33 protein-coding genes and 1 other annotated feature are annotated in these 26,013 nt (G+C 43.3%); of the genes, 20 read left to right on the top strand and 13 right to left on the bottom strand.

Features of this window, described 5'->3' with window-relative positions; genetic code table 11:
* Positions 1-5: 5 nt before the first annotated feature.
* The 3 genes from KP77_RS04975 to katG all read right to left on the bottom strand — a co-directional run bounded on the left by KP77_RS04975 (position 6) and on the right by katG (position 4,039).
* Positions 6-722 (bottom strand): YwaF family protein, encoded by a 717-nt coding sequence (locus KP77_RS04975; RefSeq protein WP_052473974.1) that lies wholly within the window; start codon positions 720-722, stop codon positions 6-8.
* A gap of 90 nt (positions 723-812) precedes the next feature.
* Complete coding sequence (gene rluF, locus KP77_RS04970; RefSeq protein ID WP_041121593.1) at positions 813-1,520, bottom strand: 23S rRNA pseudouridine(2604) synthase RluF; 708 nt, start codon at positions 1,518-1,520, stop codon at positions 813-815.
* Positions 1,521-1,828: 308 nt separating this feature from the next.
* On the bottom strand, positions 1,829-4,039 hold the full coding sequence (katG, locus tag KP77_RS04965) for a catalase/peroxidase HPI (protein ID WP_041121592.1): 2,211 nt from the start codon (positions 4,037-4,039) through the stop codon (positions 1,829-1,831).
* A gap of 248 nt (positions 4,040-4,287) precedes the next feature.
* On the opposite strand from katG, the gene KP77_RS04960 reads away from it, so the two are divergent.
* Positions 4,288-4,518, top strand: a complete 231-nt coding sequence (locus tag KP77_RS04960; RefSeq protein ID WP_041121591.1) for a hypothetical protein — start codon at positions 4,288-4,290, stop codon at positions 4,516-4,518.
* Between the two features lie 45 nt (positions 4,519-4,563).
* On the opposite strand, the gene trhO is transcribed toward KP77_RS04960, so the two are convergent.
* Entirely contained in the window at positions 4,564-5,526 is a 963-nt protein-coding gene (gene trhO, locus KP77_RS04955; protein ID WP_041121590.1) for an oxygen-dependent tRNA uridine(34) hydroxylase TrhO, read from the bottom strand.
* A gap of 214 nt (positions 5,527-5,740) precedes the next feature.
* Here trhO and KP77_RS04950 point away from each other — a divergent pair, with 214 nt between their 5' ends.
* Positions 5,741-6,523 (top strand): MBL fold metallo-hydrolase, encoded by a 783-nt coding sequence (locus KP77_RS04950; protein ID WP_041121589.1) that lies wholly within the window; start codon positions 5,741-5,743, stop codon positions 6,521-6,523.
* 117 nt (positions 6,524-6,640) lie between these two features.
* Positions 6,641-6,890: a binding site (T-box leader), on the top strand.
* Between the two features lie 80 nt (positions 6,891-6,970).
* A complete protein-coding gene (gene tyrS, locus KP77_RS04945; RefSeq protein ID WP_041121588.1) occupies positions 6,971-8,185 on the top strand; it encodes a tyrosine--tRNA ligase in 1,215 nt (404 codons plus the stop codon).
* A gap of 44 nt (positions 8,186-8,229) precedes the next feature.
* On the opposite strand, the gene KP77_RS04940 is transcribed toward tyrS, so the two are convergent.
* Positions 8,230-8,949 (bottom strand): hypothetical protein, encoded by a 720-nt coding sequence (locus KP77_RS04940; RefSeq protein ID WP_041121587.1) that lies wholly within the window; start codon positions 8,947-8,949, stop codon positions 8,230-8,232.
* A 131-nt stretch (positions 8,950-9,080) separates the two neighbouring features.
* Between KP77_RS04940 and KP77_RS04935 the strand changes: the two genes are divergently transcribed.
* Genes KP77_RS04935 through KP77_RS04925 form a run of 3 tightly spaced genes read left to right on the top strand, consistent with a single transcriptional unit; the run spans position 9,081 to position 10,859 of the window.
* Positions 9,081-9,677 carry a class I SAM-dependent methyltransferase gene (locus KP77_RS04935; RefSeq protein WP_041121586.1) on the top strand — a complete coding sequence of 199 codons (597 nt, stop codon included), beginning with the start codon at positions 9,081-9,083 and terminating at the stop codon, positions 9,675-9,677.
* Positions 9,678-9,708: 31 nt separating this feature from the next.
* Positions 9,709-10,368 (top strand): HAD family hydrolase, encoded by a 660-nt coding sequence (locus tag KP77_RS04930; protein ID WP_041121585.1) that lies wholly within the window; start codon positions 9,709-9,711, stop codon positions 10,366-10,368.
* 17 nt (positions 10,369-10,385) lie between these two features.
* Positions 10,386-10,859 carry a tetratricopeptide repeat protein gene (locus tag KP77_RS04925; protein ID WP_041121584.1) on the top strand — a complete coding sequence of 158 codons (474 nt, stop codon included), beginning with the start codon at positions 10,386-10,388 and terminating at the stop codon, positions 10,857-10,859.
* 60 nt (positions 10,860-10,919) lie between these two features.
* Here KP77_RS04925 and lepB read toward each other — a convergent pair whose 3' ends face one another.
* Together lepB and KP77_RS04915 are read right to left on the bottom strand one after the other, a co-directional pair.
* A complete protein-coding gene (gene lepB / locus KP77_RS04920; protein WP_041121583.1) occupies positions 10,920-11,738 on the bottom strand; it encodes a signal peptidase I in 819 nt (272 codons plus the stop codon).
* Positions 11,739-12,251, bottom strand: coding sequence for an RNA polymerase sigma factor (locus KP77_RS04915; protein WP_235420680.1), 513 nt, complete (start codon positions 12,249-12,251; stop codon positions 11,739-11,741). It abuts the gene before it with no gap.
* Between the two features lie 214 nt (positions 12,252-12,465).
* Between KP77_RS04915 and KP77_RS04910 the strand changes: the two genes are divergently transcribed.
* Genes KP77_RS04910 through KP77_RS04900 form a run of 3 tightly spaced genes read left to right on the top strand, consistent with a single transcriptional unit; the run spans position 12,466 to position 13,982 of the window.
* Positions 12,466-12,918 carry a hypothetical protein gene (locus tag KP77_RS04910; protein ID WP_041121582.1) on the top strand — a complete coding sequence of 151 codons (453 nt, stop codon included), beginning with the start codon at positions 12,466-12,468 and terminating at the stop codon, positions 12,916-12,918.
* Positions 12,919-12,966: 48 nt separating this feature from the next.
* Entirely contained in the window at positions 12,967-13,485 is a 519-nt protein-coding gene (locus tag KP77_RS04905; RefSeq protein ID WP_041121581.1) for a DinB family protein, read from the top strand.
* Positions 13,482-13,982: a hypothetical protein gene (locus KP77_RS04900; RefSeq protein ID WP_041121580.1), complete on the top strand. Its 501-nt coding sequence runs from the start codon at positions 13,482-13,484 to the stop codon at positions 13,980-13,982. Before KP77_RS04905 ends, KP77_RS04900 begins: the two co-directional genes overlap by 4 nt.
* Positions 13,983-13,989: 7 nt before the next feature.
* Here KP77_RS04900 and KP77_RS04895 read toward each other — a convergent pair whose 3' ends face one another.
* Both KP77_RS04895 and KP77_RS04890 read right to left on the bottom strand, forming a co-directional pair.
* Complete coding sequence (locus tag KP77_RS04895) at positions 13,990-14,496, bottom strand: hypothetical protein (protein ID WP_041121579.1); 507 nt, start codon at positions 14,494-14,496, stop codon at positions 13,990-13,992.
* The gene (locus tag KP77_RS04890) at positions 14,493-14,678 is read right to left on the bottom strand and encodes a hypothetical protein (RefSeq protein ID WP_041121578.1); all 186 of its coding nucleotides are present in this window, start codon (positions 14,676-14,678) and stop codon (positions 14,493-14,495) included. The genes KP77_RS04895 and KP77_RS04890 overlap by 4 nt, the downstream gene beginning before the upstream one ends.
* 133 nt (positions 14,679-14,811) lie before the next feature.
* Between KP77_RS04890 and KP77_RS04885 the strand changes: the two genes are divergently transcribed.
* From KP77_RS04885 to KP77_RS04865, 5 genes are all read left to right on the top strand, one after another.
* Entirely contained in the window at positions 14,812-15,600 is a 789-nt protein-coding gene (locus KP77_RS04885) for a putative hydro-lyase (protein WP_041121577.1), read from the top strand.
* A gap of 112 nt (positions 15,601-15,712) precedes the next feature.
* Positions 15,713-16,177, top strand: a complete 465-nt coding sequence (locus KP77_RS04880; protein ID WP_052474000.1) for a cupin domain-containing protein — start codon at positions 15,713-15,715, stop codon at positions 16,175-16,177.
* A 378-nt stretch (positions 16,178-16,555) separates the two neighbouring features.
* Positions 16,556-16,990 (top strand): MarR family winged helix-turn-helix transcriptional regulator, encoded by a 435-nt coding sequence (locus KP77_RS04875; RefSeq protein WP_041121576.1) that lies wholly within the window; start codon positions 16,556-16,558, stop codon positions 16,988-16,990.
* Between the two features lie 23 nt (positions 16,991-17,013).
* Complete coding sequence (locus KP77_RS04870; protein ID WP_041121575.1) at positions 17,014-17,649, top strand: nitroreductase family protein; 636 nt, start codon at positions 17,014-17,016, stop codon at positions 17,647-17,649.
* A gap of 17 nt (positions 17,650-17,666) precedes the next feature.
* Complete coding sequence (locus KP77_RS04865) at positions 17,667-17,966, top strand: putative quinol monooxygenase (protein WP_041121574.1); 300 nt, start codon at positions 17,667-17,669, stop codon at positions 17,964-17,966.
* Positions 17,967-17,982: 16 nt separating this feature from the next.
* On the opposite strand, the gene KP77_RS04860 is transcribed toward KP77_RS04865, so the two are convergent.
* Both KP77_RS04860 and KP77_RS04855 read right to left on the bottom strand, forming a co-directional pair.
* Positions 17,983-18,723 carry a YqjF family protein gene (locus KP77_RS04860; RefSeq protein ID WP_235420670.1) on the bottom strand — a complete coding sequence of 247 codons (741 nt, stop codon included), beginning with the start codon at positions 18,721-18,723 and terminating at the stop codon, positions 17,983-17,985.
* A gap of 72 nt (positions 18,724-18,795) precedes the next feature.
* Complete coding sequence (locus KP77_RS04855) at positions 18,796-19,647, bottom strand: MBL fold metallo-hydrolase (RefSeq protein WP_041121573.1); 852 nt, start codon at positions 19,645-19,647, stop codon at positions 18,796-18,798.
* A 121-nt stretch (positions 19,648-19,768) separates the two neighbouring features.
* On the opposite strand from KP77_RS04855, the gene KP77_RS04850 reads away from it, so the two are divergent.
* From KP77_RS04850 to KP77_RS04830, 5 genes are all read left to right on the top strand, one after another.
* The gene (locus KP77_RS04850) at positions 19,769-20,725 is read left to right on the top strand and encodes an alpha/beta hydrolase (protein ID WP_041121572.1); all 957 of its coding nucleotides are present in this window, start codon (positions 19,769-19,771) and stop codon (positions 20,723-20,725) included.
* Between the two features lie 85 nt (positions 20,726-20,810).
* Positions 20,811-21,017: a hypothetical protein gene (locus tag KP77_RS04845; RefSeq protein ID WP_041121571.1), complete on the top strand. Its 207-nt coding sequence runs from the start codon at positions 20,811-20,813 to the stop codon at positions 21,015-21,017.
* Positions 21,018-21,361: 344 nt separating this feature from the next.
* On the top strand, positions 21,362-21,868 hold the full coding sequence (locus KP77_RS04840) for a peroxiredoxin family protein (protein WP_041121570.1): 507 nt from the start codon (positions 21,362-21,364) through the stop codon (positions 21,866-21,868).
* Between the two features lie 81 nt (positions 21,869-21,949).
* The gene (locus KP77_RS04835) at positions 21,950-22,600 is read left to right on the top strand and encodes an SDR family oxidoreductase (protein ID WP_041121569.1); all 651 of its coding nucleotides are present in this window, start codon (positions 21,950-21,952) and stop codon (positions 22,598-22,600) included.
* A gap of 203 nt (positions 22,601-22,803) precedes the next feature.
* Entirely contained in the window at positions 22,804-23,748 is a 945-nt protein-coding gene (locus KP77_RS04830) for a sensor domain-containing diguanylate cyclase (RefSeq protein WP_084218589.1), read from the top strand.
* 51 nt (positions 23,749-23,799) lie between these two features.
* Here KP77_RS04830 and KP77_RS04825 read toward each other — a convergent pair whose 3' ends face one another.
* Positions 23,800-24,216 carry a VOC family protein gene (locus KP77_RS04825; protein ID WP_235420669.1) on the bottom strand — a complete coding sequence of 139 codons (417 nt, stop codon included), beginning with the start codon at positions 24,214-24,216 and terminating at the stop codon, positions 23,800-23,802.
* Between the two features lie 111 nt (positions 24,217-24,327).
* Here KP77_RS04825 and KP77_RS04820 point away from each other — a divergent pair, with 111 nt between their 5' ends.
* Positions 24,328-25,287, top strand: coding sequence for an NAD(P)/FAD-dependent oxidoreductase (locus KP77_RS04820; RefSeq protein WP_235420668.1), 960 nt, complete (start codon positions 24,328-24,330; stop codon positions 25,285-25,287).
* On the opposite strand, the gene KP77_RS04815 is transcribed toward KP77_RS04820, so the two are convergent.
* Entirely contained in the window at positions 25,265-25,858 is a 594-nt protein-coding gene (locus KP77_RS04815; protein WP_052473973.1) for an MEDS domain-containing protein, read from the bottom strand. The genes KP77_RS04820 and KP77_RS04815 overlap by 23 nt on opposite strands.
* Positions 25,859-26,013: the final 155 nt, after the last annotated feature.

Genomic DNA, 26,013 nt, shown 5'->3' with positions numbered 1-26,013 from the left:
TGTGATCAATTTTGAATGCGCGCGGGGCGGATCATTTTGTTTCCAAGCCACCAGGTTATGATAAAAACAACGAGTGCCGCCAGCTCAAGCCCAAGAATATAAAAAACACCCTCACCGAAAATGGATAGTGCGGTATCAGAAGCAGGGGGGCCATTTAAAAAGAAATAGTTGCCTCCGGTTAAAGTGTTCGCGCCCCAGATCCCGAGTGCACACAGATTCAGCAGTGCAAGTGCATAGATAATTGAGCTTTTTGGAAGTGTATAACCATCCCGTCTCAGCAGAAATACGGCTGAAAGCGGAATTGCCATATGCTGAATGAAGAATTTCCAGTAAAAATAGTGTGGAAATGCATACGCCAGATCAGGTGTAAGCAGTGCGAAAATTGGTGGAAAGATCGCAATGTAGAAATAAAAATAAAAAATTGGACGGTTCGGTTTGAATAATAAAAATAAGCCAAAAAAAGTGCTGAAAGAACAGAGCTGCAGCGGCAGGAAGTTAGATGATCTCCACACGCCGACTGAAAGTGCCCAGATCTGATAACTGAGTTCCGAAATAATAAATATGCCGGCAAAAAGCAGCGTCCAGAAGGGTGTGCTTTTGACAAAGTCATCTCTAAGGAAAAATTTTAATCCTGCAATGGTCAATACAATAAACAAAATCAGCATTACGATATGTTCTGTTGAGAAAAGGATAAACCGCTGCTGCACTTCGCCTGAAAACATGTGATCACCTCAGTCAATTATGAATGGTCCGATAGTAAAAGAATACCCGTACTGCTTCTTCTTTTAACATTGAAACAGTACGGGTATTGGTTACCATTCTTTCGGTTCGTAATCCAGTTCTTTAAACAGCTGCGTGCGCTCTTTCTTTGTCAGGTCACGCCACTGGCCGACAGGCATATTATTCAGTTGAATATTCATAATGCGTGTACGCTGCAGACGGTATACTTCATAGCCCAGTGCCTCACACATACGTCTGATCTGGCGGTTCATCCCCTGTGTTAGAGTGATCTGAAAATCAAACTTGGACAGTTCGACGACTTTGGCAGGCTTCGTTTTTGTGCCAAGAATTTTTACGCCTTCTGACATTTGCTTAATAAAGTCAGGTGTAATCGGTTTGTCGACTGACACAATGTATTCTTTCTCGTGTTCATTCTCAGGACGAAGGATCTCATTGATAATATCTCCGTCATTTGTCAGGAGAATGAGTCCTTCAGACTCTTTATCCAGACGGCCGACATGCGAGATGCGGAGCGGGTGATTCACAAGGTCAATGATGTTTCCTTTAACACCTTTTTCAGATGTGCATGTGATCCCGACCGGTTTATTGAGGGCAATGTAGACATTGTTCTTTGCGAGGCGGATCGTTTGTCCGTTTACGAGGACTTCGTCACCAGGCTCGATCTGCATGCCGATTTTCGCTTTATTGCCGTTCACCTTTACTTTGCCTTCCTCAATCAGGCGGTCAGCGCCGCGGCGTGAGGCTTTTCCTGAGTCACTGATAAATTTATTTAAACGCATAATGTCACTTCCTATTTCAGATTCGTTTATTTAGTATAACAGGTTTGGGTGGAGGGGAGAAAGGGTGGTGGGTGTGCTGGTTTTAATTTTGGTTCGACGTTCATGGTGCGGTGTTCGGTGGGAAATGATAGGTGTTCGACGGGAAATACCACGCGTTCGCTTTTCAAAATACATGTTCGGCGCAAAACCTGTGAACTTCGCCACTTCGGGTATATAGTCCCAGCCCTCAGCCCGCTATCCACCCACTTCCAAACCCCAAAACAAAAAACCGAAGAGCGCCTCAGCACTCTCCGGTCCATAACCAAATCTTATTTCAAATCAAATCGGTCTGCGTTCATCACTTTCACCCATGCTGCAGCAAAGTCACGTACGAATTTTTCTTTGTTATCTTCCTGTGCATACACTTCTGCATAAGCACGAAGGATTGAGTTAGAGCCGAATACAAGGTCAAAGCGTGTAGCTGTGCGTACCACTTCGCCGGTCTTGCGGTCACGGCCTTCATACAGGTTGAAGCCTACTTCTTTCCACTCAACGTTCATATCAAGCAGATTCACGAAGAAGTCGTTTGAAAGAACGCCGACGCGGTCTGTGAATACACCGTGTTTTGTATCGCCATGGTTCGCGCCTAGAACGCGCAGACCACCGGTTAGTGCAGTCAGTTCAGGACCAGTCAGGCCAAGAAGCTGTGCTTTATCTACAAGCATTTCTTCAGGGCTTAGCGTATATTCTTTCTTCTGGTAGTTACGGAAGCCGTCTGATTCCGGCTCAAGTACGTCAAAGCTTTCTGCATCTGTCTGCTCTGCTGTTGCGTCTCCGCGTCCAGGTGAGAAGAGTACGTTAGTGTGCACACCGGCATCTTTTGCAGCTTTCTCAACTGCAGCTGTACCACCAAGTACGATCAGGTCAGCAAGGCTGACTTTCTTATCAAGTCCGCTCTGGATGCCTTCGTATACTGATAATACTTTCTCAAGTTTTTCAGGCTCGTTTGCCTCCCAGTTCTTCTGTGGTTCAAGACGGATACGCGCTCCGTTTGCACCGCCGCGGAAGTCTGATCCACGATACGTGCTTGCTGAAGCCCATGCTGTTTTCACAAGCTCGCTTACAGTAAGACCTGAATCAAGGATTTTCGCTTTCAGGTCAGCAACTTCACTGTCAGAAAGTTCATAGTCCACTTTCGGTACTGGATCCTGCCAGATCAGTTCTTCCTGTGGTACTTCAGGTCCAAGGTAGCGCTCTTTTGGTCCCATATCACGGTGGAGAAGCTTGAACCATGCACGTGCAAATGCATCAGCGAACTCGTCCGGATTCTGGTGATAGCGGCGTGAGATCTTTTCATAATCAGGATCCACACGCAGCGCCATATCAGCTGTTGTCATAAATGTTTCAACTTTAATTGAAGCGTCCTCAGCATCTGGTGCAAGATCTTCATCTTTAGGGTTTACTGGTTTCCACTGATTAGCGCCTGAACGGCTCTTTGTCAGCTCCCACTCGTATCCGAACAGCAGGTCATAGTAACCGTTGTCCCACTGAGTCGGGTTAGCAGTCCATGCTCCGTCTACACCACTTGTAATGGTGTCGCGGCCTTTACCGCTCCCGTGAGAGCTCTTCCAGCCAAGACCCTGCTCTTCAACATTGGTTGCTTCCGGCGCAGGACCGACTTTTTCAGGATCTCCAGCACCGTGTGCTTTACCGAATGTGTGTCCACCTGCAATCAGTGCCACAGTTTCTTCGTCATTCATACCCATACGGCCGAATGTTTCGCGGATATCGCGTGCACTTGCAAGCGGATCCGGGTTACCGTTAGGACCTTCAGGGTTGACATAGATTAGACCCATTTGAACGGCAGCAAGCGGATTTTCAAGCTCACGGTCGCCTGAGTAACGATTGTCTTCAAGCCATTCTTTCTCATGGCCCCAATAAGTGTCTTCTTCAGGGTGCCATACATCTGCACGTCCACCGGCAAAGCCGAACGTTTTCAGACCCATTGATTCAAGTGCCACGTTACCTGCCAATACTAGTAAGTCAGCCCATGAAATCTTGTTACCGTATTTCTGCTTGATTGGCCATAGAAGACGGCGTGCTTTATCAAGGTTTGCATTATCCGGCCAGCTGTTCAGTGGCGCAAAACGCTGCTGTCCTGTAGAGCTTCCTCCGCGTCCGTCACCAGTACGGTATGTACCGGCTGCGTGCCATGACATACGGATGAATAGAGGACCATAGTGACCATAATCTGCCGGCCACCAATCCTGGCTGTCTGTCATCAGGTCATGAAGATCTTTTTTCAGTGCATCGTAGTCAAGCTTCTGGAATTCTTCTTTATAGTTGAAATCCTCACCAAGCGGATTTGTCTTCTTATCATGCTGGTGCAGGATATTGACATTTAATTGATTTGGCCACCAGTCTTTATTTGTGGTACCAACTTTTGCAGTGGTAATTGCGCTTTCCTCACTTGATTTCTGTCCAGTGAATGGGCACTGTTCAGCACCTGCTTTGCTGTGGTTCATTTCGTTATTATCCATTGATGTTATTCCCCTTTCTTTTTATGAAAAATAAGTAGTAAATAACTGTTTTGGGTACACCATAAAAACAAAGAATGATTTTGTAACCATTCTCAGATTATAATTATAATAAATTACTGACAAAAGTGAAAGCTAAAACACTCGAAAACTTTTAAAAGGAAATGATTTCTAATAAAACGCTTTCATATGTTACAATTGTATAGTAAATTCTGAAAATAAGCACGAATGAACCAGAAGGAGAGAGGGAGATGAGTAGAAAACAAAAGTATCTCATGAACCTGACACTTGGTCTGATGATTGGATTGTTCTTTATACCATGGTTGCTGGAATGGATGGGGTTTTCGCTTGCTGATTTTTATAATCGGACTTTTGGTGAGCCGAGTCCCGGAAAAATGCTCATAGCCATTATCTTATTAGTTGTCACCATTTACTTTGGAGGTAGATCATTTGTTAGGGGTTATCGATCAATTGGGGATTAAAAAAGCTGCAGACGAGATCATCTCATCTGCAGCTTTATCTAATAATTAGCCTTGTTTTGCAGTTAGTTCTTCTTCTAACACAGCAAGACGCTTTTCAACTTCTTCGCCAGTCAAGCCCATGCGGATGCTGTAACGGTTGCGAACGTTCTTCGCGCACTCAATTGAGCAGCCGCCAAGGTACTTCGCTTCGTTTTCTTCATGTGCAAGGATCTGCTTATTGCAATCCGGGTTTGAGCAGTTAATATAACGCTCACACGGTGTGCCGTCAAAGTGGTCACGGCCTACAACTACATGTTCAACCTGGTTAATAGGAACAGTCAGGCGCTCGTCAAATACGTACATTTGGCCATCCCACAGCTGTCCTTTTACTTCAGGGTCTTTTCCGTACGTTGCGATCCCGCCGTGAAGCTGGGCAGCATCTTCAAAGCCTTCTTTTACAAGCCAGCCTGAGAACTTCTCACAGCGGATGCCACCTGTGCAATACGTAAGCACGCGCTTGCCTTCAAGCATGTGACGGTTTTCTCTTACCCAGTTAGGCAGATCACGGAATGTCTCAACATCCGGACGGATCGCGCCGCGGAAGTGACCGACATCATATTCATATGTGTTACGCGCGTCAAGAACAATTGTGTCCTCGCGCTGCATTTCTTCATAAAATTCCTTCGGTGACAAATAACGGCCTGTTAATTCGTTCGGATTAATATCATCCTCAAGACTTAAATTCACAAGCTCAGGACGCGGGCGCACATGCATTTTTTTAAATGTGTGACCTTCAGCCTCATCAATCTTAAATACGATCCCTTCAAATAAAGGATTGTTCTTCATTGCCTCCATATAGGCATTAGTCTGCTCGATCGTACCTGAGCAAGTACCGTTAATGCCTTCATGCGCAACTAAAATCCGGCCCTTCAGACCAAGTTCCTTACAGAAATCGAGGTGCTCTGCAGCAACTGCTTCAGGGTCTTCGATCTTTGTATAGTGATAATAAAGTAATACTCTGTAATCCATTTTTTTCTTCCACCTATCATATTATTTTGCAGGAATAACCTGATGGCGCAGAGTTGTTCAAAACTCTCCATCAGATATTATAACAGAGGTATGCACATCAAAGGAAGAGGGAATGAATGTTTATTAGAGAGATGCCTCTAACTGTCTGACTAACTTGAATGTCTTAGTTCATAAAAATTCTTGGATCTAATATGAGAGGGGAGGAACGTTTACAATGCTGACTGATGACTGGTTTACGGTTGAGAGAATTGATGCAGTCACGTTTGCGATTAGTGAGTACGGACATTGGGAAAAGGTGCATTCTTTTTTGCTGATTGGTGAGAAAAAGGCAGTGCTGATTGATACAGGGCTGGGAATTGATGATATTACAAGAGTGACAGATCAGCTTACCACGTTACCGATTTATGTTATCACAACGCATGTTCATACAGACCACATTGGGGGGCATGGTTCCTTTGAACATATTTATGTTCATAGAGCTGATCAGAGATGGCTTACGAAGGGGATTGACGGATTATCGATTGAACAGGTCAGAAAAGGGATCAGCAAAGAGATTACCAAGCCTGTACCACCTTCATTTGACCCTGAAACGTATGAGCCGTTTACTGGTGAGCCTACAGGATTGCTTGAAGATGGGGACATGATAGATCTCGGAAACAGAAAGCTCCACATCATTCATACACCCGGGCATTCACCCGGACATATTTCAATTTTTGATGAGACGAATGGTTATTTGTTTACGGGAGACACCTTATATGATGAAACGCCGGTTTACGCTTTTTATCCGTCTACAGATCCAGGGGCGCTGATTGAGTCGTGGGAAAAGATTGCTGCGCTTAAGGGAGTGACAAAGGTATTTGGGTCACATAATTCTGTGGGGCTTGATCCGGAAATCCTGATGGAAGCGAAAAATGCGGCGATATTTTTACGGGAGCATGATCTGGCACGGTTCGGTACAGGTATTCATGAGTTTAATGGGTTTAGTGTGAAGTTTTAAGCAGTTGATAAAAAAGTTAATCTGAGCGATATACAGTTGACTTTTTTTCACAGTTACTTATAATTGCATATAATATCTGCATAACTAAGATTTGTTCAGACATATCGGAGTATAAGAGTAAAAGCGATGAACAGAACGAGTAACTTTGACGGAAACAGACAGAAAGCTGCCGGGAGATGAGAGGCGCATGTGGAGTCGGAGTGAATACATCTGGGAGCTGTGCGCTGAAATAACAGTAGGATGCACCGGGGTTGCGACCGTGATCAATGCAGCAGTATCGCTTATGTGAAGCCGTACTGACAGAGGAGTGCTGTGTGAACAGTGCTCGAACAAAGGTGGTAACACGTGTCCAATTCACGTCCTTTAGGGATTTTCCCTAAGGGGCGTTTTTGTTTGCTCTTATAGACCTTGCGATACAAATGAATAGGACAGGGAGATGAAGTGAAGATGTTATTACATCCGGAAGAACAAATGAAGATCATCCAAAAAGGTGCAGAAAGCATTGTAGATGAAAAAGAATTGATGATAAAACTCGAAAAATCATTTAAGGAACAGCGGCCGTTAACGATCAAATTGGGACTCGACCCTTCTGCTCCTGATATTCACATTGGTCACGCAGTGGTCCTCAGGAAAATTAAGCAAATGCAGGATCTTGGTCATCATGCAGTTATTCTGATCGGTGACTTCACCGGACGTATTGGCGATCCCACTGGAAAAGCGAAAGGAAGGATACCCCTTAGTGATGAACAGGTAAAAGAGAATGCACTCACATATACTGATCAGATCTTCAGGGTGCTTGATCAGGAAAAGACAACAGTGCGGTTTAACAGTGAGTGGTTAGCAAATATGACATTTGAAGAAGTAATCAGACTCGCTGCTTCAACCTCTGTTGCCAGAATATTAGAGAGAGATGATTTCCAGAAGCGATACCACAACCAGACGCCAATCGGGCTGCATGAGTTCTTTTACCCGTTAATGCAGGCCCAGGACTCTGTCGAACTGAAAGCTGACATTGAGCTTGGAGGTACAGATCAGACTTTTAACATTCTGATGGGGCGGACCTTACAAAAGCATGTAGGAATGGAGAAACAGATCGCCATTTTTATGCCATTGCTCGAGGGGCTTGATGGAATTGAGAAAATGAGCAAAAGCCTTGGTAATTATATTGGTGTGCAGGAGCCGCCTGAAGTGATGTTCAAAAAAGTGATGGAGGTACCGGATCAGCTGATTATTAAGTACTTTGAACTGGCAACTGATGTACATCCGGATGACGTGCAGAATATAAAGAACCGGCTTGATCATGATGAGAATCCCCGTGATATTAAGCTTGAGCTTGCACGTCATATTACTGCTCTTTATCACGGGGAAGAAGGTGCCACAGCTGGAAAGCATTACTTTGAAACTGCTTTTCAGCAGAATGATATTCCTGATGTCATTCCGGAAATCTTAGTTGATCTGGAGAAAGATCTGCTTGCAGATGTGATTCCTCAATTGGTTGAGAGAGGCTTTGTGAAAAGTAAAAGTGAGCTGGTCAGAATGATCAGGCAGAATGGCGTTTCTTTGAATCAGCAAAAAATCACGGCTGAAGAACTGGACAGGGTTGTAATGACTGATGACGTATTAAAGATCGGGAAGAAGCGGTTTGTGAAGTTCGTAAAATAAATGCTGTATGACGGGCGTCAGAGTTTAACACCAAGGCGCTCGTGCTAATCTTTCCATGGTTCTTCACCTGACAACGTATATTTTTCGACCAGCAGTAAAGACATAAACATCTGAAGCCAGACCATGTAGGGATCCTTTTCATCTTTGAGTTCGTTGTAATAGTGATGAATGTGGGGTGCGATTTCTTCCCGGGTGCTGTATTCGAATGGATAAACGGCAAGTGGCAGATGAAGATGTTCAGCGAATGGCAGAAGAATGCAGGAGACCACTGTACCTTTACGTGGAAAGGGAAGTGTGTTTGAAGGAAACATGACATGGATGACTTCTTTACTTTTAAGATCGACCAGTGTACAGCCGTTTGATCCAATATGACCTGCTGTAAAATAAAAACCAGGTGTAATTTTTTTCGCCTGATTGAGCCAGGAAAGAAAAATAGGGTGCTTTTTGAAGAAGGCAAAATGTTCTGCGTGGAATTCTGTGAAAATGTTAGAAGCGGGATTTTTATGCGTATCATCGAGGAGTCGCCACCAGTAGAAGAGGAATGCAGCATATTCTTCTTTTTCAGGTCTTGCTTCGCAGGTTCTTGCAAATTCAAGAAAATCGGGATATATCGAGACAATGTGATGCTTGAGGACGTAATTGTTCAGACCTGTGTAGACATTCTCGAAGAATACATCCTTCAGTTCTTCTGACAGGGAATAATCCTTTCTGAATATCTTACTATCTGCCCTGGACTGCTCAAATAACAATGTGTGTTTTTCCATTTAACAACCTCATTTACTTATATTCCTGACTACATGAATCAGGTAATTTAATAGATTCTCCAAAAAATGAGTGATTCCTGCCGAATCGTGAAATAATAAAACCATACTGAGAGAATAGGAGTGAATCACATATGGGGAAGTTATTTTCCGCGGTTTATGATGTAGTGATGGCACCTCTTGAGAAAGCAGGTATTGAACGGATTAGAAGAAATCTGTTGCGAGATATAGAAGGATACGTGCTTGAAATCGGTTTTGGCACAGGGGCGAATTTTCCCTTTTATCAGAAGGCCTCTTACGTGGAGGCGATTGAACCGAACCCTGACATGATTGAAAGGTCAGCAGAAAAAGTAAGGCGTGCAACGGTCCCGATTCAGACATATACAGCTAAAGCTGAAAAGCTGCCGTTTCCTGATCAGTCTTTCGATGCGATCACGGGAACGTTGGTGTTTTGCACGATTCCTGATCCCGTAAAGGCCCTGCAGGAAATGAAGCGGGTAAGCAGGCCTGGAGCGACTTTTCATTTTTTCGAACATGTGAAGCTTGAACATGAAAAAGCAGGAAAAGTGCAGGATGTTCTCACGCCGGCATGGAAAGTGGTATGTGACGGCTGCCACCTCAACCGTCCTACGATTCAACTGTTTGAGGAGGCAGGGCTACAGGTGAATAATGTAAAACGGTTTGGTAAAGGAATGTTTGTCGTTTTTGAAGGGAACGTGCACGGAGAATAGGTTGGAAATATAGTCGTGGAGTGATGGGTATATGCTAAAAGCAATCTTATTCGATTTAGATGGAACGCTGCTCGATCGTGATGCTTCATTGATCAAGTTACTCGAAGATCAATACGAAAGGTATGCAACAATCTTTCATGAAATTCCTAAGAATGAATACATCAAAAGGTTTGTTGAATTAGATGCGAAAGGGTATGTGTCGAAGGATCAAGTATACAGTCAGCTGATCGATGAGTTTGAACTGAATGGTACAGATCCGGAAGAGCTGCATCAGGATTATCTGGATCAGTTCAAATATCACTGTATTGGGTTTGAACAACTCCACATCACATTAAAAGCCCTGACTGACAGAGGGCTGAAACTTGGAATCATTTCAAACGGCCGCTGTCAGTTTCAAATGGATAATATTAAAGGGCTTGAGATTGAGTCATTTTTTGATACGATTTTGATCTCTGCATGCGAAAATCTAAGAAAGCCTGATCCCGAGATTTTCAACAAGGCTTTATCACAGCTGGAAGTAACAGCAGAAGAAGCAATCTTTGTTGGAGATCATCCGCTGAATGATATAAAGGCCGCACATAATGTCGGGATGAAAACCGTGTGGAAAAAGGACATGCATTGGGGGCCAGCTGAAGCAAGCGCGGTAATAGAGGACCTGGCGGAGCTGCTGGAGTTGGCTGATCGATTATAAAAAGGGGAACTGTTCCGATGCTTGAAACATTATTGAAAATGAGGGAAGAAAAACGATTTGAAGAAGCGAGAGATCTTATGGAGCATACGCTTGAAAGAGAACCGGATAATGCAGTGTACCAGTATCAGATGGCCTGGTGCTATGACAATCTGGGGCTTGAAAAAGAAGCAGTGCCGCATTATGAGCGGGCAATAGAAATCGGACTGCCTGACCGGGAGCTTGAAGGTGCATATCTGGGTCTGGGAAGTACTTATCGCGTGCTGGGAAGATATGGTGAGGCAGCTGCCACCTTTAAAGTAGCAATGGCTGCTTTTCCTGAGATGGAACATTTCAAAGTATTCTATTCTATGGTTCTATATAATCTTGGGAATTACCAGCAGGCGATGGAAGTATTGCTTCACGCTCTGGTTCATACGACAAATGATGAGTCGATTTTAACATATAAAAAAGCCATTCTGTTTTATAGCGACAAGCTTGATCAGGTATGGTAGGCAGGTTCATATCATGAAGGACAGTGCACACTTCATGATATGAGACTTCGTCTGCCAAACTCACTTCTCATATCCCATCACAACACCTGCTACATCTCCATGCTTTAGTAAGCCAAAATCCCGGCTGTCATAGCCGCGCCCCCAATTATCAGCGATCACAAATAAGGAATCTTCGTCCACTGTAATGGCGGGCATATCAACCGAAAAGAATTCATACCAATCTTCAGTGCTATAATCATTCGGGTTATCAGATCTGTCAATTTGCAATAATTCTTCATGAGTCATACCTCTTGTATGCACTTCTCCATAAAAGGTGTCCAGCCTTTGATCATCTATATATACCTTCCCATCTGAAATTTCTACAGTCTCACCAGGCACGCCAACAACTCTGGCGATCTGATAGGGTTCTGCCTGAGGATTTTGTTTGAGAAGTGACTTTGGTGTTTCAAAATAGATGACAGTCCCGCGTGTCAGGTGGTACCCGTCTGTTTCAACGACAAGCTGACGGTTTTGAATGTAAGTCATGTAGTGATGATCACCGCGATCCATACTATCCAGACCCCAATCAATCAGCAATGACGTTTCAGTAGGTTCTACTAAAGGCACGTCTTCTGAAGTTTCCGTGTCAGTGATGACGCTATCGAGCTGAGCAGGGGAAGTTTCTTCCTGACCGGGTCCGCTTGTATCATCTGAAAGCATTGTAAATGTCACAACACTCATCCCTGCAAAGACAATTGCAGCAGCAAGACCTGCTCTAATCCGGGGAGTAAATCGCCGGCTGCTTTTCTTTGACTGAGTAAGAATCCGGTCTGCCAATTCATCTGTAAAACGCGGGTCACTACCAATCATGTCATCAATCTCTTGTTTATACTCACCCACTCAGATCACCTCCATATCAGACTGATCCAGCTTTTTGCGCAGTGTAGCTCTTGCCCGTGAAAGACGGGTTTTTACTGTTCCTTCAGGACAATCTAAAATATGACTGATCTCGGTCACCGAAAATTCCTGATAATAATAAAGAAGAATGACTTCTCTATAATGAATAGGCAATTGCAGAATGGTCTGTGCAACATGATGTTTGAGCTGTTTACCCGTTAAAAGGGTTTCTGGTGTTTCACAATCAGAGGAACTGCTGAACGCATTTCCTGCAAATAGGCTGATTCTGTTTTTCCAGTTTTTTAAATGTGTGTGGCACAGATTCACTGTGATTTTTGCCAAATAGGTTTTGACAGAAGCCTGTTCTCTATACTGGTCAGATTTACGGTAAAAGATGACAAACACTTCCTGCACAATATCCTCTGCAGACTGCCAGCTCTTTACGTACATGTATGCCAGACGGATCAGATATTCGCCGTGTGCGGACATATGACCTTTCAACGTCTCCTCATTCATCTTCTCCAATGGCAAACCTCCTCTGCTATACCTTATAGACATCAGTTTTATCAAACAGGTTTCACTAAATTTTATGACTTTTTGACCTCGGGGTGTTTTTCAGACAATTCAATCATGTATACTTAAAATACCAGAAATTCCAATAAGTCATGTAACTTTGATCACAATGATCCGTAAATATGGCTTAGAAAAGTTTTACAAAGGAGGACGCGTTTTGAAGATACTTAAAACGATCGGATTTACAGTAATCGCTGTACTGTTATTCTTCGGAGGATATTTTACAAATCAGGTTCTTAATCCTGTAGAAGTATCCAGAGAAGTACGGATTGGCTATGCCAATGACTACGCTCAGGATCCTGGACAGATTGATATCAAAAAAGTTTATACCGATCTTGAAGAGCAGCATGTAGTCGATAATACAATGATGATTTTTATGAATAAGCAGCCAGTTGAAAGAGCAACAGACGCTGATCCTGCGGATATGTATATATGGATGCTGAACCCGAAAGATTCAACCGGTCTGATTGAAGCCAGAGTCTGGTTCGACGGAGAAGGTGCTGTCATTGGCCAGCGCGCAGGTGAAGGCTGGGATCAAGTGGAGTATTTTTCAATTAGCGAACAGGACGCAGCATATTTAAAGGAACAGGGGGAGTTTGAGGAAAGTTAAATGACTGATGTAAAAATCTGATTATTAACTAGAGCAGGGGGCTCATTTATGTCAAAAGAACAATTATCCATTCAAACATTACCAGGCTACTCACCGGATATTGGGCGGCAGATCTGGTGTCTGGAGGATGTGCGGCAGACGCTTGTTTCCAGGCTTCATGATCTGAGTCAGGATGAATTAGATGCTGACGATGATGGACTTCATTCGATTGGGACTCTGCTGTATCATATTGCGGCTGTGGAGGCAGGCTGGCTGTATGGAGAAGTTTTGTGCAGAGACTGGGACAGTGAGATTGAAGCTTTGTTTCCTGATGAGAGCTGGGATGATAGCAAGCTGCAGCCATTTAAAGGTGAATCAGTTGAACAGCATATACAAAGACTGCAAAAAGTCAGAGACACCTTATGCTTTCATTTTAAGCAGATGAATGACATTGACTGGCGGACCTCAAGAGAATTAGAGGAGTATGATGTAACGCCCGAGTGGGTCATTTATCATCTGATCGAGCATGAAGCACGACACAGCGGACAGATCTTTCAGAAGAAGCGGATCAGGAGGGAGCATCAGTGAACAAAAAAGTATTGAAAGCGATTATCTTTGGTGTATTTATTGTGACAATAATCAATATCACAGGCATTTTCCACAACAGTGCACTGACTGAGGAGCAGGTGGAAGGTTTCGTTAAGAAGCATGAACTCGATCCGATCGCTGTTAAAAACGGAGATGACATGACGTTTATTTTAGTGGAGGAAGGGTTATATGAGGTTTCACATCTCACTGCGAAATATGACAGTGACTTCACGCCCTATGCCTGGACAGAAAGTGATCGGGTTATGGTGAGAGTGATCAGCGGTGACATAGTGGCAGCGAGTGTGGTATTTAATGAGGAATTAAGCAGTCAGGCGAATGTTGTGACCGTTCAATATGCTGACGGGACTTCTGATAGCGCGATAACTGATGGAGACGGTGGTGCTTTCCTCCTGAATGAAAGTGACATGAAGGCGGAAGTTGCAGAAGTCATTGTGAGCGATGAGGCGGGGAACATTCTGTATCATCAGGAAGCATAAGTGATCTCTAAGATCTTGCTCCCTGTGATAACCGGAAAAAATAGTACTTTGCATCCTGCAGAGCAGTTTGATATTCCAAGGTGTTTGAAGCAAGGGTATACACCGCTATCCCAACCATCACACCTATAATCAGGATCAGCGGGCTGCTTCGCTCCTGCTTATTGCGGATAAAAAAGACCAGACTAACAATCAGAGAAATAAGAATATATGCACCAGCGATCATAGCGATTGAAAAAGTCCTGTCCATTCCATAAACAGCGTCTCTGTATCCCAGTAAATCATTTTCATTTACGTTTGTTTCATTCATTTTTAATTTCTGTTCTCCATTACTGACGGTCCACTGAAATGCCCTCTCCTGTTGATCCTGAATAATGGAAAGCTGGTACCCGCCTGCTTCAGCACTGTCAATTTGACCATCTTCGTGAGTAACCTGTGAGAAAATGAAAAAAAACGTGAATGCTATGACAGACAAGGCCACAATTATACTTGTAATAAAAGCAGGTAATATCTTCATTGCTTCATATCCTCTTTTCCCCCGTGACTACGACCTTTAAAAACCATGTACATCCCGCCCATCGCAATGACCAGCCCCGTGCCATGCATAATATCGTTTCCTAACACGCCAAACCCATCCACGGTCAGATTTATTAAAAATATACCGATGAATGCAATCAATAAGCCGGCTATGGATTTCATAGAATTCCTCCTGACTTTATACCTGTTTATATTGTAGTGGAAGGCCATAGGAAAAGAAATACCAATTATGGAAGTGTGATATGATCTGAAGCATAAAGTTGCTTAAAAATTCGATTCAGGAGGCATTCATAATATGAACATCTCAGAGCTGACTCCCACAAAAGCAAGAGAAATGATTAGAAACGGCGAATGGAAAAAGCCTACTTCCGGTATGACAAACAGTTATATTCAAACGAACCTTGCAGTCCTGCCAAAGGAGCTCGCTTTTGAATTCCTGCTTTTCTGTCAGCGGAACCCAAAGGCATGTCCGATCATTGATGTCATTGAAGAGGGTGCTCAGGCTGCAGCGATTGCGGCACCGTACAGCAATGTGAAGATGGATATTCCAAAATATCGTGTCTATCGCGACGGACAATTCACAGAAGAACGCGATGAGGTGTCTGACCTCTGGACAGATGATATGGTCGGCTTTTTAATTGGCTGCAGTTTTACTTTTGAAGAGGCTTTGATGAAGAATGGGATTCCGATCAGACACATAGAAGAAAACTGCAACGTACCAATGTATAAGACCTCCATTCAATGTACAAAAGCCGGCCGTTTTGAAGGTCCAACGGTTGTCAGTATGCGTCCGATGACTGAGCAGCAGGCGATCAGAGCGGTTCAGGTCACAAGCAGATTTCCATCTGTTCACGGAGCACCGATTCATATCGGAAATCCATCTAAAATTGGTATTCAGGATCTGAATCAGCCTGACTTTGGTGATGCTGTGACGATGAAGGACGGAGAAATTCCTGTGTTCTGGGCATGTGGTGTGACACCGCAGGCAGTTGCCATGGAGGTAAAGCCGAGCCTGATGATTACCCATGCTCCGGGACATATGCTGATCACTGATTTGAAGAATGATGAGTTTTCAATCCTGTAAATGACCGCTGTGATGAACACTCTGCAGATCCGGGCATAAAATAGGTTATCACGTGTGAAAGGATTTGAATGCGTTGCATATGCATAACGGATATCAACAAATGCCCGGTCAGATGGCTATGCCGGATCACCAGTGTTATTATCACTGCCAGGGACACGATTACAATCTGAGGGATCATGGACCTGAACCGTTTGTCACGAATATTCATGCCGACGCGATGCAAAACAATGCATTTCGCCGGTCACTATGGACAGGAGAGTATCTCCAGGTAACCCTTATGAACCTGATGCCGGGAGAGTGTATCGGGCTTGAAATGCATCCAAATGTGGATCAGTTCTTAAGAGTGGAGCATGGAGAAGGCCTGGTACAAATGGGTGCTAAAAAAGATGAAATGAATTATATGTGCCATGTATTTGAAGATTGTGCAATCGTCATTCCAGCAGGGACATGGCATAATCTGACCAATACCGGCTGTATGCCGCTGAAGCTGTATTCGATCTATGCTCCGCCAAATCACCCGTTTGGTACCGTTCATCAGACAAAAGCAGATGCAATGGCAGCTGAGGGAGATTATTAGTTTTTTAAAAGTTTGGCTATGTTAAAGCCCAATGCTGTTTATCACAGCTGTTGATTGAAGCGGAAGGGGGACGACTCCAGCAGGAGAAGCGTGACAGGTGAGACCCCGCAGGCGAAGCTGAGGAGGCTCACCGCACGCCCTGCGGAAAGCGTTCCCCCTGCAGCGGAAATCAACAGCCACCTTTAACAGAGCTAAAAATCTTCAAATGAATCAAAGCCTGTAAGATGTCTTAAGAAAAGGCATCCTACAGGCTTTTTCTTATGATGAAGCAAAACCTTTGACCCCTCAAATGATCAGGTGTTATAGTATCACAGTCGATTAATTAAACAGCTTTAAGTAATTATTTGACCCCTCAATGATCATCAGGAGGTGCATGCTTTGAGGAAGAATTGTTCAGAAAAAGGAAAGGTCATCTATCAACTAAACGATATTTATAGATTCATGAGTCCGAAATTTGAGAGGTGCACAGGTATGAGTCAGTCCCGGCTTGACTTGCTGAATGCACTTTTTGAAGTGGATGAAATTAATCAGTCAGCTTTGCAGAAGGAAGTCAGTATTGACAACGCTGCAGTAACGAGACATCTCAGGCAGCTTGAAGAAAAAGGTATGGTTTCACGCAGGAAAAATCCTGCTGATAACAGAGTCACCTTTGTCAGGCTGACAAAGCAGGGGAGAGACCAGATTGATTTCTTTAAAACTGAAAAAGACCGCTTTGTTGAGCACGTTCTGAAAGATTTCACTGATGAAGAAATCAATGATTTATCAGATAAGCTGGCAAGGATTCAGCAGAATGTAAATGATTTTAACGAGTAATTTAAATATAAGGAGTTTTTACAATGAATAAAACAATCACAAATGACTTTAAAGAAATTATCACAGGCAGACGTTCAATCCGTGAGTATGATCCATCGGTAAAAATCAGTAAAGAAGAAATGACAGAGATTCTGACAGAGGCAACACTTGCGCCATCATCTGTTAATCTTCAGCCTTGGCGCTTTCTTGTAATTGACAGCGCGGAAGGAAAAGAAACGCTTAAGCCGCTTGCGAAGTTCAACCAAAGACAGGTGGAAACGTCTTCTGCTGTGATCGCAGTATTTGTAGATATGAACAGCCTTGCATATATTGAAGATATTTATGATACAGCGGTTGAAAGAGGATTAATGCCTGCTGAAGTAAGAGACCGTCAAGTACCTGGAATTAAAGGCATGCTTAGTGCAGTTCCTGAACAGCAGATGAAAGAAATGAATCTGATCGATGCGGGTCTTGTGTCCATGCAGCTGATGCTTGCTGCGCGTGCTCATGGCTATGATACGAACCCGATCGGTGGCTATGAAAAAGATCAGATTGCTGAGGCGTATGGAATGGATAAAGAACGCTATCAGCCGGTTATGCTGATCTCCATTGGACAGGCAGCAGAAAAGGGTTATCAATCTGTCCGTCTGCCAATTGAAGAAATCGCTCAATGGAAGTAAGAAAAGGAGGAAAATAAATGATTATTACACTTGCACAATTACAGGTAAAGCCTTCAGAAGAACAGGCATTTCTTGATGCAGCGAAGCTTTTAACAAAAGCTTCCCAGCAGGAGGAAGGCAATGTTTCTTATACGTTAAAAAAAGATATTGAACAGGAGCACACATTTACCATGGTAGAGCTCTGGACAGGAATGGACGCTGCTCAGCGCCATAATGAAAGTGCTCACTTCAGAGCATTTGTAGAAAAGGCACCGGCGTTTCTTGCTGCGCCGCTTTCTGTGCAGATGTTTCAGGGTGAAGAACTGAAGCTATCTTAATGCAGAAGAGATCCGGTCATGTGCCGGATCTCTTTTCTTTATGAAAAATGCCAATCTGCTCAGGAGGCCAGACACGTACGTTCAGCTTCCGCACGAAATGGAGAAGCTGAGGCGTTTGTGGCAACTCAATACCTGCACTTTCAGCAACATTGTTCAGCGTAAATGAAGCTTTTGCGGATTGCAGCGTCCACGGTTCATGAAAAATGGAGCCTCTTAAAATCTTATTATTTTTTACTGTAAATAACGCATATCTTTCAGTCAGCCACCAAGCGAGCGTCCCGGATGTCGTTTGAAAAGGATCTCCATCAGGTGCATACCTTCCTTCAAAAGAGCCTGCTGGTTTTCGCTTATCGGTCCGGTTGCTTTTGAAATTAATTGTATCTCCATGCTTCTGAACATTCATATCCGCATGCAGATAAGGCAGGGCGTAAGATAAGTTTGCAAGTTGCACAGCGAGCGGGCTGTTGGCGTCCAGACTAAAAAAGTAGATGCCCGGTTTACCGTTAAAAGTGACATAAGTTCTGACATTCAGCTCACTGAACCGCTTCCGGTATTTCAATGCGGCTAATCCCCTGAAGTGGATATCGCTCATTTCAAACGGTACAACACTAACCCATGCCTGTCCCCCGTACGTATCTAACCTCAGACAGTCGGGAATCAGGCGGCGTAATTTCTCAGTTTCTACCGGGTAATGGGCAAATAGCAGGTCATTCCAGGTCTGGCCCATGATCCATTTACCGTTTTTCGGATCAGTCAATTCAATCACCACCTGAAAAAAGCATAATCAAGCGGCGTTTGATTTTCTAATATAGAGGTGCTGTGAATGTACTTATGCTACACCATTAGCAAAATAAACGAGGATCTCTATTTCATCTTCAGACAAAGGCCTGTCATAGTGTGATGAAAGCTCAGCCTTCATCTGCTCAAGGTCACCCTGATAGTCAGTCACCAAGGACGCAGCTTTTCTTAATAGTGCTGCTTCCTGTTGATATTCCGCTTTCGAAATTGGTTTGTAGTGGGAGATCACATATGTATCTGCGTCGAATTGATCTAACTGGTCAAGCAGCTTCAATGTCTCTTCTGCTGTAAAATGCCAGACTGGTGCATACATGAGCGGAGCGGTTACATCGCCAAGAAAGAGTAGTTTTTCCTCTTTTACATATACCACTGTGCTGTCTTTCGCATGATCGCTGCCGACCTGCTTTAACACACATGTCACCCCGCCCAGATCAACTGTCAGCTCATCTTCAAATGTAACAGAAGGTAAAACGACTTCAATGTCACGCTGCTCTTTAAATTCTTCACGAATCGCATCTGCACAAAACTGAATCTCCACACCAGTGGCAACCCGCTCATCCAGTGACTCATCATCCCATTTAAAATCAGTCAGCTCTTCCATTGCTTTTTTCGTGTCCTCAGATGCAATAGAAGGAACTGAAAGAGCGGCAAGTCCGAAAATATGGTCCCAGTGCCAGTGTGTAACTGCTGTCAGATCAGGCAGAGGTTTCCCTGTATCTTTCAATGTCTTCAAAAAAAGTTCAGCGTGGGCTTTAGAATTACCGCTGTCAATCATCAATGTATGTCTGTCTCCGGTTACTGACATTAAGATCGGCCGGTCAGTTGGCCCAACAGGTGTAAGGTAGGAAATGCGGTTTGATAATGTAATTAGTTGTTGAGTCATAAGGTTGCTCCTTTTCATTCATTGAGTAAAGAATAACGCGTTTTTTGAAGCAGTAAAAGAAGATTCTTTTGAGTCTTAAAGATATAATGAAAAGATAAGGAAATAATGGAAGGATGTCAAAATGAAAAAGAAATGGATTGTCATACCGGCAGTTTTCTTAGTCTTATTGGTAGTAATATATGGAGCAGTGGGAAATTACTTTTACAACTACGCACTCAGCGCCAAGGATGAAAAAGAGTTTCTTGAAGGGAACCCTAATCTCGCTGAGAGCGAGGCAGTCATGGCTGAGGTGGCGGAAGCGCTCGGTGCGGCTGATGAGGCGTTTGAACAGGAACACCAGCCTGACGACCTTTCGATTACATCAGATGATGGACTTAAGTTATCAGCTGATGTCTATGAGAACGACGAAGCCGGTAACAAATGGGCGATTGTGGCACACGGCTATATGATGGATGCTTCGGGTATGACAAGATATATTAGAAACTTTCATGAACAGGGATATAACGTACTTGCTCCTGACCTGCGTGGACATGGGGACAGTGAAGGTGAATATATCGGGATGGGATGGCATGACCGTCTGGATATGCTGAAATGGATTGACGAAGTGATTGGTATGAATGCTGATGCAGAAATTGCGCTGTTCGGTATTTCAATGGGTGGTGCGACCGTTATGATGACATCAGGCGAAGAACTCCCTGAGAATGTAAAAGTAATTGTAGAAGACTGCGGCTATTCTTCAGTGAGTGACGTCTTTACTTATCAGCTGGATGATCTGTTTGGCCTGCCGGAATTTCCGGTGCTGAATGCTGCCAATACTGTTACAAATATTCGTGCTGACTATGATTTATACGAGGCATCCGCTGTTGATCAGGTGGCCAAGAGTGAAACACCTACGTTATTTATTCACGGGGATGCGGATACATTTGTACCATTTGAGATGCTTGATGATGTATATGAAGCGGCTGATGTTGAAAAAGACCAGCTGATTATCGAAGGAGCGGGGCACGGTGAGGCTGAAAAGGTTGATCCAGAAACTTATTGGAATAAGGTATGGGAGTTTGTAGGCAGCTATATATGATCTAACAGAAGGAATTATCACTGTACGGCTCGAATTGTAACTGAAAGAGTGCTGATATTGTTCAGTCTGAAGAGGAGTGTTATCAATGAGCCCAAAGAGACTGGTGATTTTCTGGATCATCCCGAATATTCTGTTCTACCTTGCATTTATCGGAGCACTGATTTTTGTCTTTACACAATCAAAAGAAATCAGAGAAGCGGGCCAGATGGGTATCTGGGCACTTATGATTGTCACGCTGCTGATTATCGCTGTACTTGGAAGTGCGCGGATTAAATACTGGTTAAAACAATAAAGAGAAGCCGGCTGCAAACCGGCTTCTCTTTACGTTTATCTGCGTTATTTTTTAAATCATAAGCTTTGTTAAAGGTGGCTGTTGATTTCCGCTCCAGGGGGAACGCTTTCCGCAGGGCGTGCGGTGAGCCTCCTCAGCGCGGGGCGCTTGCGGGGTCTCACCTGTCACGCTTCTCCTGCTGGAGTCGTCCCCCTTCCGCTGCAATCAACAGCTGTGCTAAAACAACATTGGGCTTTAACATAGCCAAATCATAAAAAGATGAGGGAAATGCGTGGCACATCGAATTGCTTAAAATCATTTCGGCCGGGTAAACATGTCATATGCAGAATTTCAGGAGGGATAAAATGAGTGTTTTTAAATTGAATGATCAGGCGCCTGATTTCAAACTCACTGGTTTGGACAGGAAAGAATACCATTTAGCTGACATGCTTGAAAAAAACGATGAAAAATGGTTCCTATTAATATACTTCCGCGGCTCATGGTGCCCTGCATGTATGGAGGAATTAGATGAGCTTGAAGATACAGTGGGATATTTTGATAAGCACAACATTCAATTACTTACTATTACACATGATGAAAAAAGCAGTCTTGAAAAGATGATGAAAGATCATCAGTTCAGTTTCCCTGTACTGCTTGATGAAGAGTTCAGCTTTTTGAAGGCATATGACGTGTACTATCACGGGGAAGATGGACCGTATGAAGATCACGGCGAGCATGCTGAACCTGCCTACTTCCTGCTGAATGAGCACGGAAAAGTATTATATCAGCAGCGTCAGACAAACCCGTTTGGACGCCCGCATGCAAAAGAGCTGAGAAAAACGATCTCATATATCAGAAAGAATCTGAAATAGCAGATTGATTGGCCAGCTTACTTATTAAACAGCTTAAACAGAACTTATTAAATCGTAATTTATTCTAGGAGGATGTTATTGATGAAAGTATTAGTTATTGGAGCAAACGGACAGGTTGGTAAACACTTAACAAAGATGATTCAGGAAACAGATCATTTTGAAGCACGGGCGATGATCCGTAAAGAAGAGCAGAAATCTTATTTTGAGGATCTCGGTGCTGAAACTGTATTAGTAGACCTTGAAGGTGAAGTAGATGATATGGTAAAAGCTGCTAACGGAGTAGATGCGATTGTATTTACTGCCGGATCAGGCCCGAATACAGGTGATGACAAAACAGCTACCATTGATCTTGATGCTGCAGTTAAGACGATTCAAGCAGCTGAAAAAGCCGGCGTGAAGCGTTATGTTATGGTTAGCTCATATGATACAACACGTGAAGAAATTCAAAATGCACCGGATTCATTTAAACCATACGTGATTGCAAAGCATTATGCAGATGAATGGCTCCGCGGCACTGAACTGGACTTTACTATTGTTCATCCGGGCGGTCTGACAAATGATGATGGAACAGGCAAAGTAAAGGCGGCACAGTCAGTTGACCGCGGTGAGATTCCACGTGAGGATGTCGCGCGTGTTCTGCTTGCAGTTCTTGAAAATGATTCAACGATCAGAAAAGAATTTCAGGTGATCGGCGGAGATACAGACGTATCAGAAGCTGTGAAAGGACTATAATCAATAGAAGTAAAGTAAGAGGTGTCCAGCTGATAGCTGGGCACCTTTTTCAGTTTCCGGTACTAGTGAGTAAATGATTCGAAAGGGTAATTTTCACATATTGGATAATTCTTCATTTATATGACCAATCCTTTGTTGCCCCTGATGCTTTAGCAGAGTATAGTAAATAATAGGGAAAATTCTGAGAATGATTGGCGGTGAGGATGATGGGCGAAACTCAGGCTATGCTTTTAGTGATTGCAGTCGTGCTGTTTGCGGGTGCTCTAAACCTGTGGCTGTATATTCGTTTAAATAGAAAATATGTTAAACTCATTGACCATCACAGGCAGTTCATTCATCTAATCGAGACGCCAAACGATTTTATGTATTACGCTGAAGTCTATCCAGTCACGAAGTTTAAATATTTGAGCCCATCTGCTGAAAACTTTTTTGGTAAAGGCAGTAATGAAGATGCTTATGTGAATGCTGAGGTTGTTTTCAGGGATGTTCATCCGGATGATAAAGAACTGCTTTTAAAGAAAATTGCTGGAGATGTGGATTTTAATCAGCCGATTATTCAGCGCTGGAAAGATAAGAGTGGAGAATACCGCTGGTTTGAAGAGTATGCTACTCCGATCTATGAAAATGAAAGACTGGTTGCACTTCAGGGAATGCTCAGAAATATAGATGAACGTGTCATCATGCAGGAAAAACTTGAGTATCAACTGCATCATGACAGTCTGACTGATTTGTATAACCGTACATATTTTAAAGAAATCTTTGAAATGCTTGACGAAGAACAGTCAATGTCAGCAGGTTTACTGCTTTGTGATCTCGATCAGCTCAAGTATACGAATGATACATTCGGTCATACATCCGGGGATGAACTGATCAAAAAAGCGGCTGACCAGTTGAAAAGCTGTGTAGATGAACCCGCCATCGCAGCAAGAATTGGCGGAGATGAATTCGTCGTGCTGCTTCAGAACATTGATGCAGATCATTTAGAAGAACAGATGAAACGCGTAAGAGCATGCTGTAAAGAAGCAGGTATTTATCTTTCAATCGGCGCGGCATATACACCTTCATCAAAAGGACAAATGAAGGATTTATTTTCTACGGCAGATAAAAATATGTATAAAGATAAAGAATTGAATAAGCAGTACTCATAATAAGTAATCAAAAAAACATGTGACAGCAAGAGTGGTCACATGTTTTTTCGATTATTTTTTCTGAAGCTTTTTAATCTCATCAGAATGATAGGGTGACCCAGGAACTTCTTCAACAATACTAAGAATATTGCCATCTGGATCCTGACAATCGAAAAATTTCATTCCGCCAAAGTCACTGACCGGACTGACCTCTATCCCTTCATTTGTAAAATCAGCATGAACAGCTGCGATATCATTAGCAACAAAGTTAAAAGATGAATTTTTTTGTCCAAGATGATCTATGAAATGGGGATCTTGTGGAGATTCTGTTTTGATCAGTCCAAGTTGAACAGTACTGTCTGGAAAGTAAAATCCTGCCCCGCCCTCAAAATGTTCAATCAATCTGAGATGAAAATGCTTTTGATACCATTTGGCCGCATACTCAAGATCAGTTACGGGAATAAACACACTACCCACTTTAAACATCATGACACCCCTTTGTATATAACAGTAAATTCCATTAGAGTGTAGCATATTGATAACTGTCTGTGTAAAATATTTCCGTTACAATGATAAAGCGTAGGAGAGGGGAAGATCATATTGAAAATCGGTATTATCGGCGGCGGGATGTCGGGCTTAATCGCAGCAAGAGACTTACAGGCAGCAGGACACACGGTCGAAATTATTGAAAAAAGCAGAAGTGTTGGCGGGAGGATGGCGACTAGAAGAATCAATGACGGTCAGGCTGATCACGGGGCAGTCTATTTCACTGTCCGTTCAGATGAACTGAAAGAGGAAGTAAAAGAGTGGCAGACAGCAGGCGTCGTGCAGGAGTGGTTTGTTGCGGACCCTTACCCGCGTTACGTAGGCTTAAACGGAATGAACAAAATCGGTAAATATCTCGCAGAGGGATTAGACGTGCGTCTGAATGAAAAGGTTGAAACAATCACGGCCAAAGAAGGTAGTATCGTGCTTACAGCTTCTGAACAACTGCACTATGATGTTGTCATATTAACGGCTCCTATCCCTCAGGCATCAGAATTGCTTGGAGGTTCATCACTTAATCTGACACAGGCGGATCAAAAACTTAAAGAGTACATATTTGAACCTGCATTGGTAGGGTTAGTAGAGTTGAATGAAAACATCCAGGTCGGTGAATATGGTCTGCTGGATCAGGATCTGCCTGATGGCATCCTTAAAATTGTAAATAATGAGGATAAAGGAATTTCTAAAAACCCGATTTTAAGCATATATATGACTGGTGAGTGGAGTGAAGAATGGTTTGACCGTGAAGATAAAGCGCTGGAAGAGGTCGTTCGTCTGACAATAGAACAACTTGGCGATCTGTCTATTGCCTCAAAGCAGCTGAAGCGCTGGCGCTATGCCCAGGCAAAACAGGTGTTCAAAGCTCCTTACTATAAGCTCGAGCAGCATCCGGTCTGGCTATGCGGGGACGCTTTTCTCGAGCCGGATGATCCATCAGGACACACCCGGGTTGAAAGTGCCTATATTTCAGGTAAGAGATTAGCAGAACATATTATCCGTTTTGCTCAAAGTTAGTTGCACTGGCCTTTACAGTGAGTTGCTCAGGATCAGGACTTAACAGATTTTCTGAAAGTATGTACGGGTGTGATTGAATCAGGATGGAACGCAGATTTGAAGGCATATTAGTTTTTTTATAAGCGCAGATAAGTGGGAATTCAATCTGGTTCACTGCATCATCAATTCTGGATTCCAGATCGTGTATCAGATGATCAGGTGTATCAGTTGAGTTCCACTCAACGTGTGCCCATGAACGAAATGGTGTTTTATTTTTTAGATAAGGTTCTATTTCTTTTTCAAAATAATCAGTGATGGCCGGGGGATGATAATTACCGCTGGAAAAATAAAAATCAAAGCTGTTAATGAAGTGAAGATATTCCAATTGTTCAGCTGATACCAGTTTTTTCAGCCTGATCATAAGCTGGCGGAAATTCCGTTCGTTCTCGATCATAATGATTACTTCTTTCGCACTGATGCTGTCTAAGATATAGGTTAAAGCTGTTTGAAGATAAATTTCTCTTTCACCGTATGAGTAAAGCACATGGACATTTCTTTGTGCTTCTATAAGGTCTGGAAGAGAATGTTTCATGCGATCATCCTTCCTGAGATTGTCTTATCTTTTAGTATACTAAAGTTAAGTGACTAAAACAAAAAAATCCGCAATGCGAAATACCTGATATAAATGGTACTGACTATTTGGAGAGATATCCGTATTCAAGCCATTCATGACGTGAAATCTGATAT

Source organism: Jeotgalibacillus alimentarius, from assembly GCF_000829445.1.
Classification (GTDB): domain Bacteria; phylum Bacillota; class Bacilli; order Bacillales; family Jeotgalibacillaceae; genus Jeotgalibacillus; species Jeotgalibacillus alimentarius.
Note: the sequence above shows the minus strand (reverse complement) of the source record. Positions and strands in the feature narration are given on the sequence as shown.

Coding starts and splice junctions, on each gene's coding strand:
- KP77_RS04975 (WP_052473974.1), bottom strand. CDS start 722: ATGTTTTCAGGCGAAGTGCAGCAGCGGTTTATCCTTTTCTCAACAGAA.
- rluF (WP_041121593.1), bottom strand. CDS start 1,520: ATGCGTTTAAATAAATTTATCAGTGACTCAGGAAAAGCCTCACGCCGC.
- katG (WP_041121592.1), bottom strand. CDS start 4,039: ATGGATAATAACGAAATGAACCACAGCAAAGCAGGTGCTGAACAGTGC.
- KP77_RS04960 (WP_041121591.1), top strand. CDS start 4,288: ATGAGTAGAAAACAAAAGTATCTCATGAACCTGACACTTGGTCTGATG.
- trhO (WP_041121590.1), bottom strand. CDS start 5,526: ATGGATTACAGAGTATTACTTTATTATCACTATACAAAGATCGAAGAC.
- KP77_RS04950 (WP_041121589.1), top strand. CDS start 5,741: ATGCTGACTGATGACTGGTTTACGGTTGAGAGAATTGATGCAGTCACG.
- tyrS (WP_041121588.1), top strand. CDS start 6,971: ATGTTATTACATCCGGAAGAACAAATGAAGATCATCCAAAAAGGTGCA.
- KP77_RS04940 (WP_041121587.1), bottom strand. CDS start 8,949: ATGGAAAAACACACATTGTTATTTGAGCAGTCCAGGGCAGATAGTAAG.
- KP77_RS04935 (WP_041121586.1), top strand. CDS start 9,081: ATGGGGAAGTTATTTTCCGCGGTTTATGATGTAGTGATGGCACCTCTT.
- KP77_RS04930 (WP_041121585.1), top strand. CDS start 9,709: ATGCTAAAAGCAATCTTATTCGATTTAGATGGAACGCTGCTCGATCGT.
- KP77_RS04925 (WP_041121584.1), top strand. CDS start 10,386: ATGCTTGAAACATTATTGAAAATGAGGGAAGAAAAACGATTTGAAGAA.
- KP77_RS04915 (WP_235420680.1), bottom strand. CDS start 12,251: ATGAATGAGGAGACGTTGAAAGGTCATATGTCCGCACACGGCGAATAT.
- KP77_RS04905 (WP_041121581.1), top strand. CDS start 12,967: ATGTCAAAAGAACAATTATCCATTCAAACATTACCAGGCTACTCACCG.
- KP77_RS04895 (WP_041121579.1), bottom strand. CDS start 14,496: ATGAAGATATTACCTGCTTTTATTACAAGTATAATTGTGGCCTTGTCT.
- KP77_RS04890 (WP_041121578.1), bottom strand. CDS start 14,678: ATGAAATCCATAGCCGGCTTATTGATTGCATTCATCGGTATATTTTTA.
- KP77_RS04885 (WP_041121577.1), top strand. CDS start 14,812: ATGAACATCTCAGAGCTGACTCCCACAAAAGCAAGAGAAATGATTAGA.
- KP77_RS04880 (WP_052474000.1), top strand. CDS start 15,713: ATGGCTATGCCGGATCACCAGTGTTATTATCACTGCCAGGGACACGAT.
- KP77_RS04870 (WP_041121575.1), top strand. CDS start 17,014: ATGAATAAAACAATCACAAATGACTTTAAAGAAATTATCACAGGCAGA.
- KP77_RS04865 (WP_041121574.1), top strand. CDS start 17,667: ATGATTATTACACTTGCACAATTACAGGTAAAGCCTTCAGAAGAACAG.
- KP77_RS04855 (WP_041121573.1), bottom strand. CDS start 19,647: ATGACTCAACAACTAATTACATTATCAAACCGCATTTCCTACCTTACA.
- KP77_RS04850 (WP_041121572.1), top strand. CDS start 19,769: ATGAAAAAGAAATGGATTGTCATACCGGCAGTTTTCTTAGTCTTATTG.
- KP77_RS04845 (WP_041121571.1), top strand. CDS start 20,811: ATGAGCCCAAAGAGACTGGTGATTTTCTGGATCATCCCGAATATTCTG.
- KP77_RS04840 (WP_041121570.1), top strand. CDS start 21,362: ATGAGTGTTTTTAAATTGAATGATCAGGCGCCTGATTTCAAACTCACT.
- KP77_RS04835 (WP_041121569.1), top strand. CDS start 21,950: ATGAAAGTATTAGTTATTGGAGCAAACGGACAGGTTGGTAAACACTTA.
- KP77_RS04830 (WP_084218589.1), top strand. CDS start 22,804: ATGATGGGCGAAACTCAGGCTATGCTTTTAGTGATTGCAGTCGTGCTG.
- KP77_RS04825 (WP_235420669.1), bottom strand. CDS start 24,216: ATGATGTTTAAAGTGGGTAGTGTGTTTATTCCCGTAACTGATCTTGAG.
- KP77_RS04815 (WP_052473973.1), bottom strand. CDS start 25,858: ATGAAACATTCTCTTCCAGACCTTATAGAAGCACAAAGAAATGTCCAT.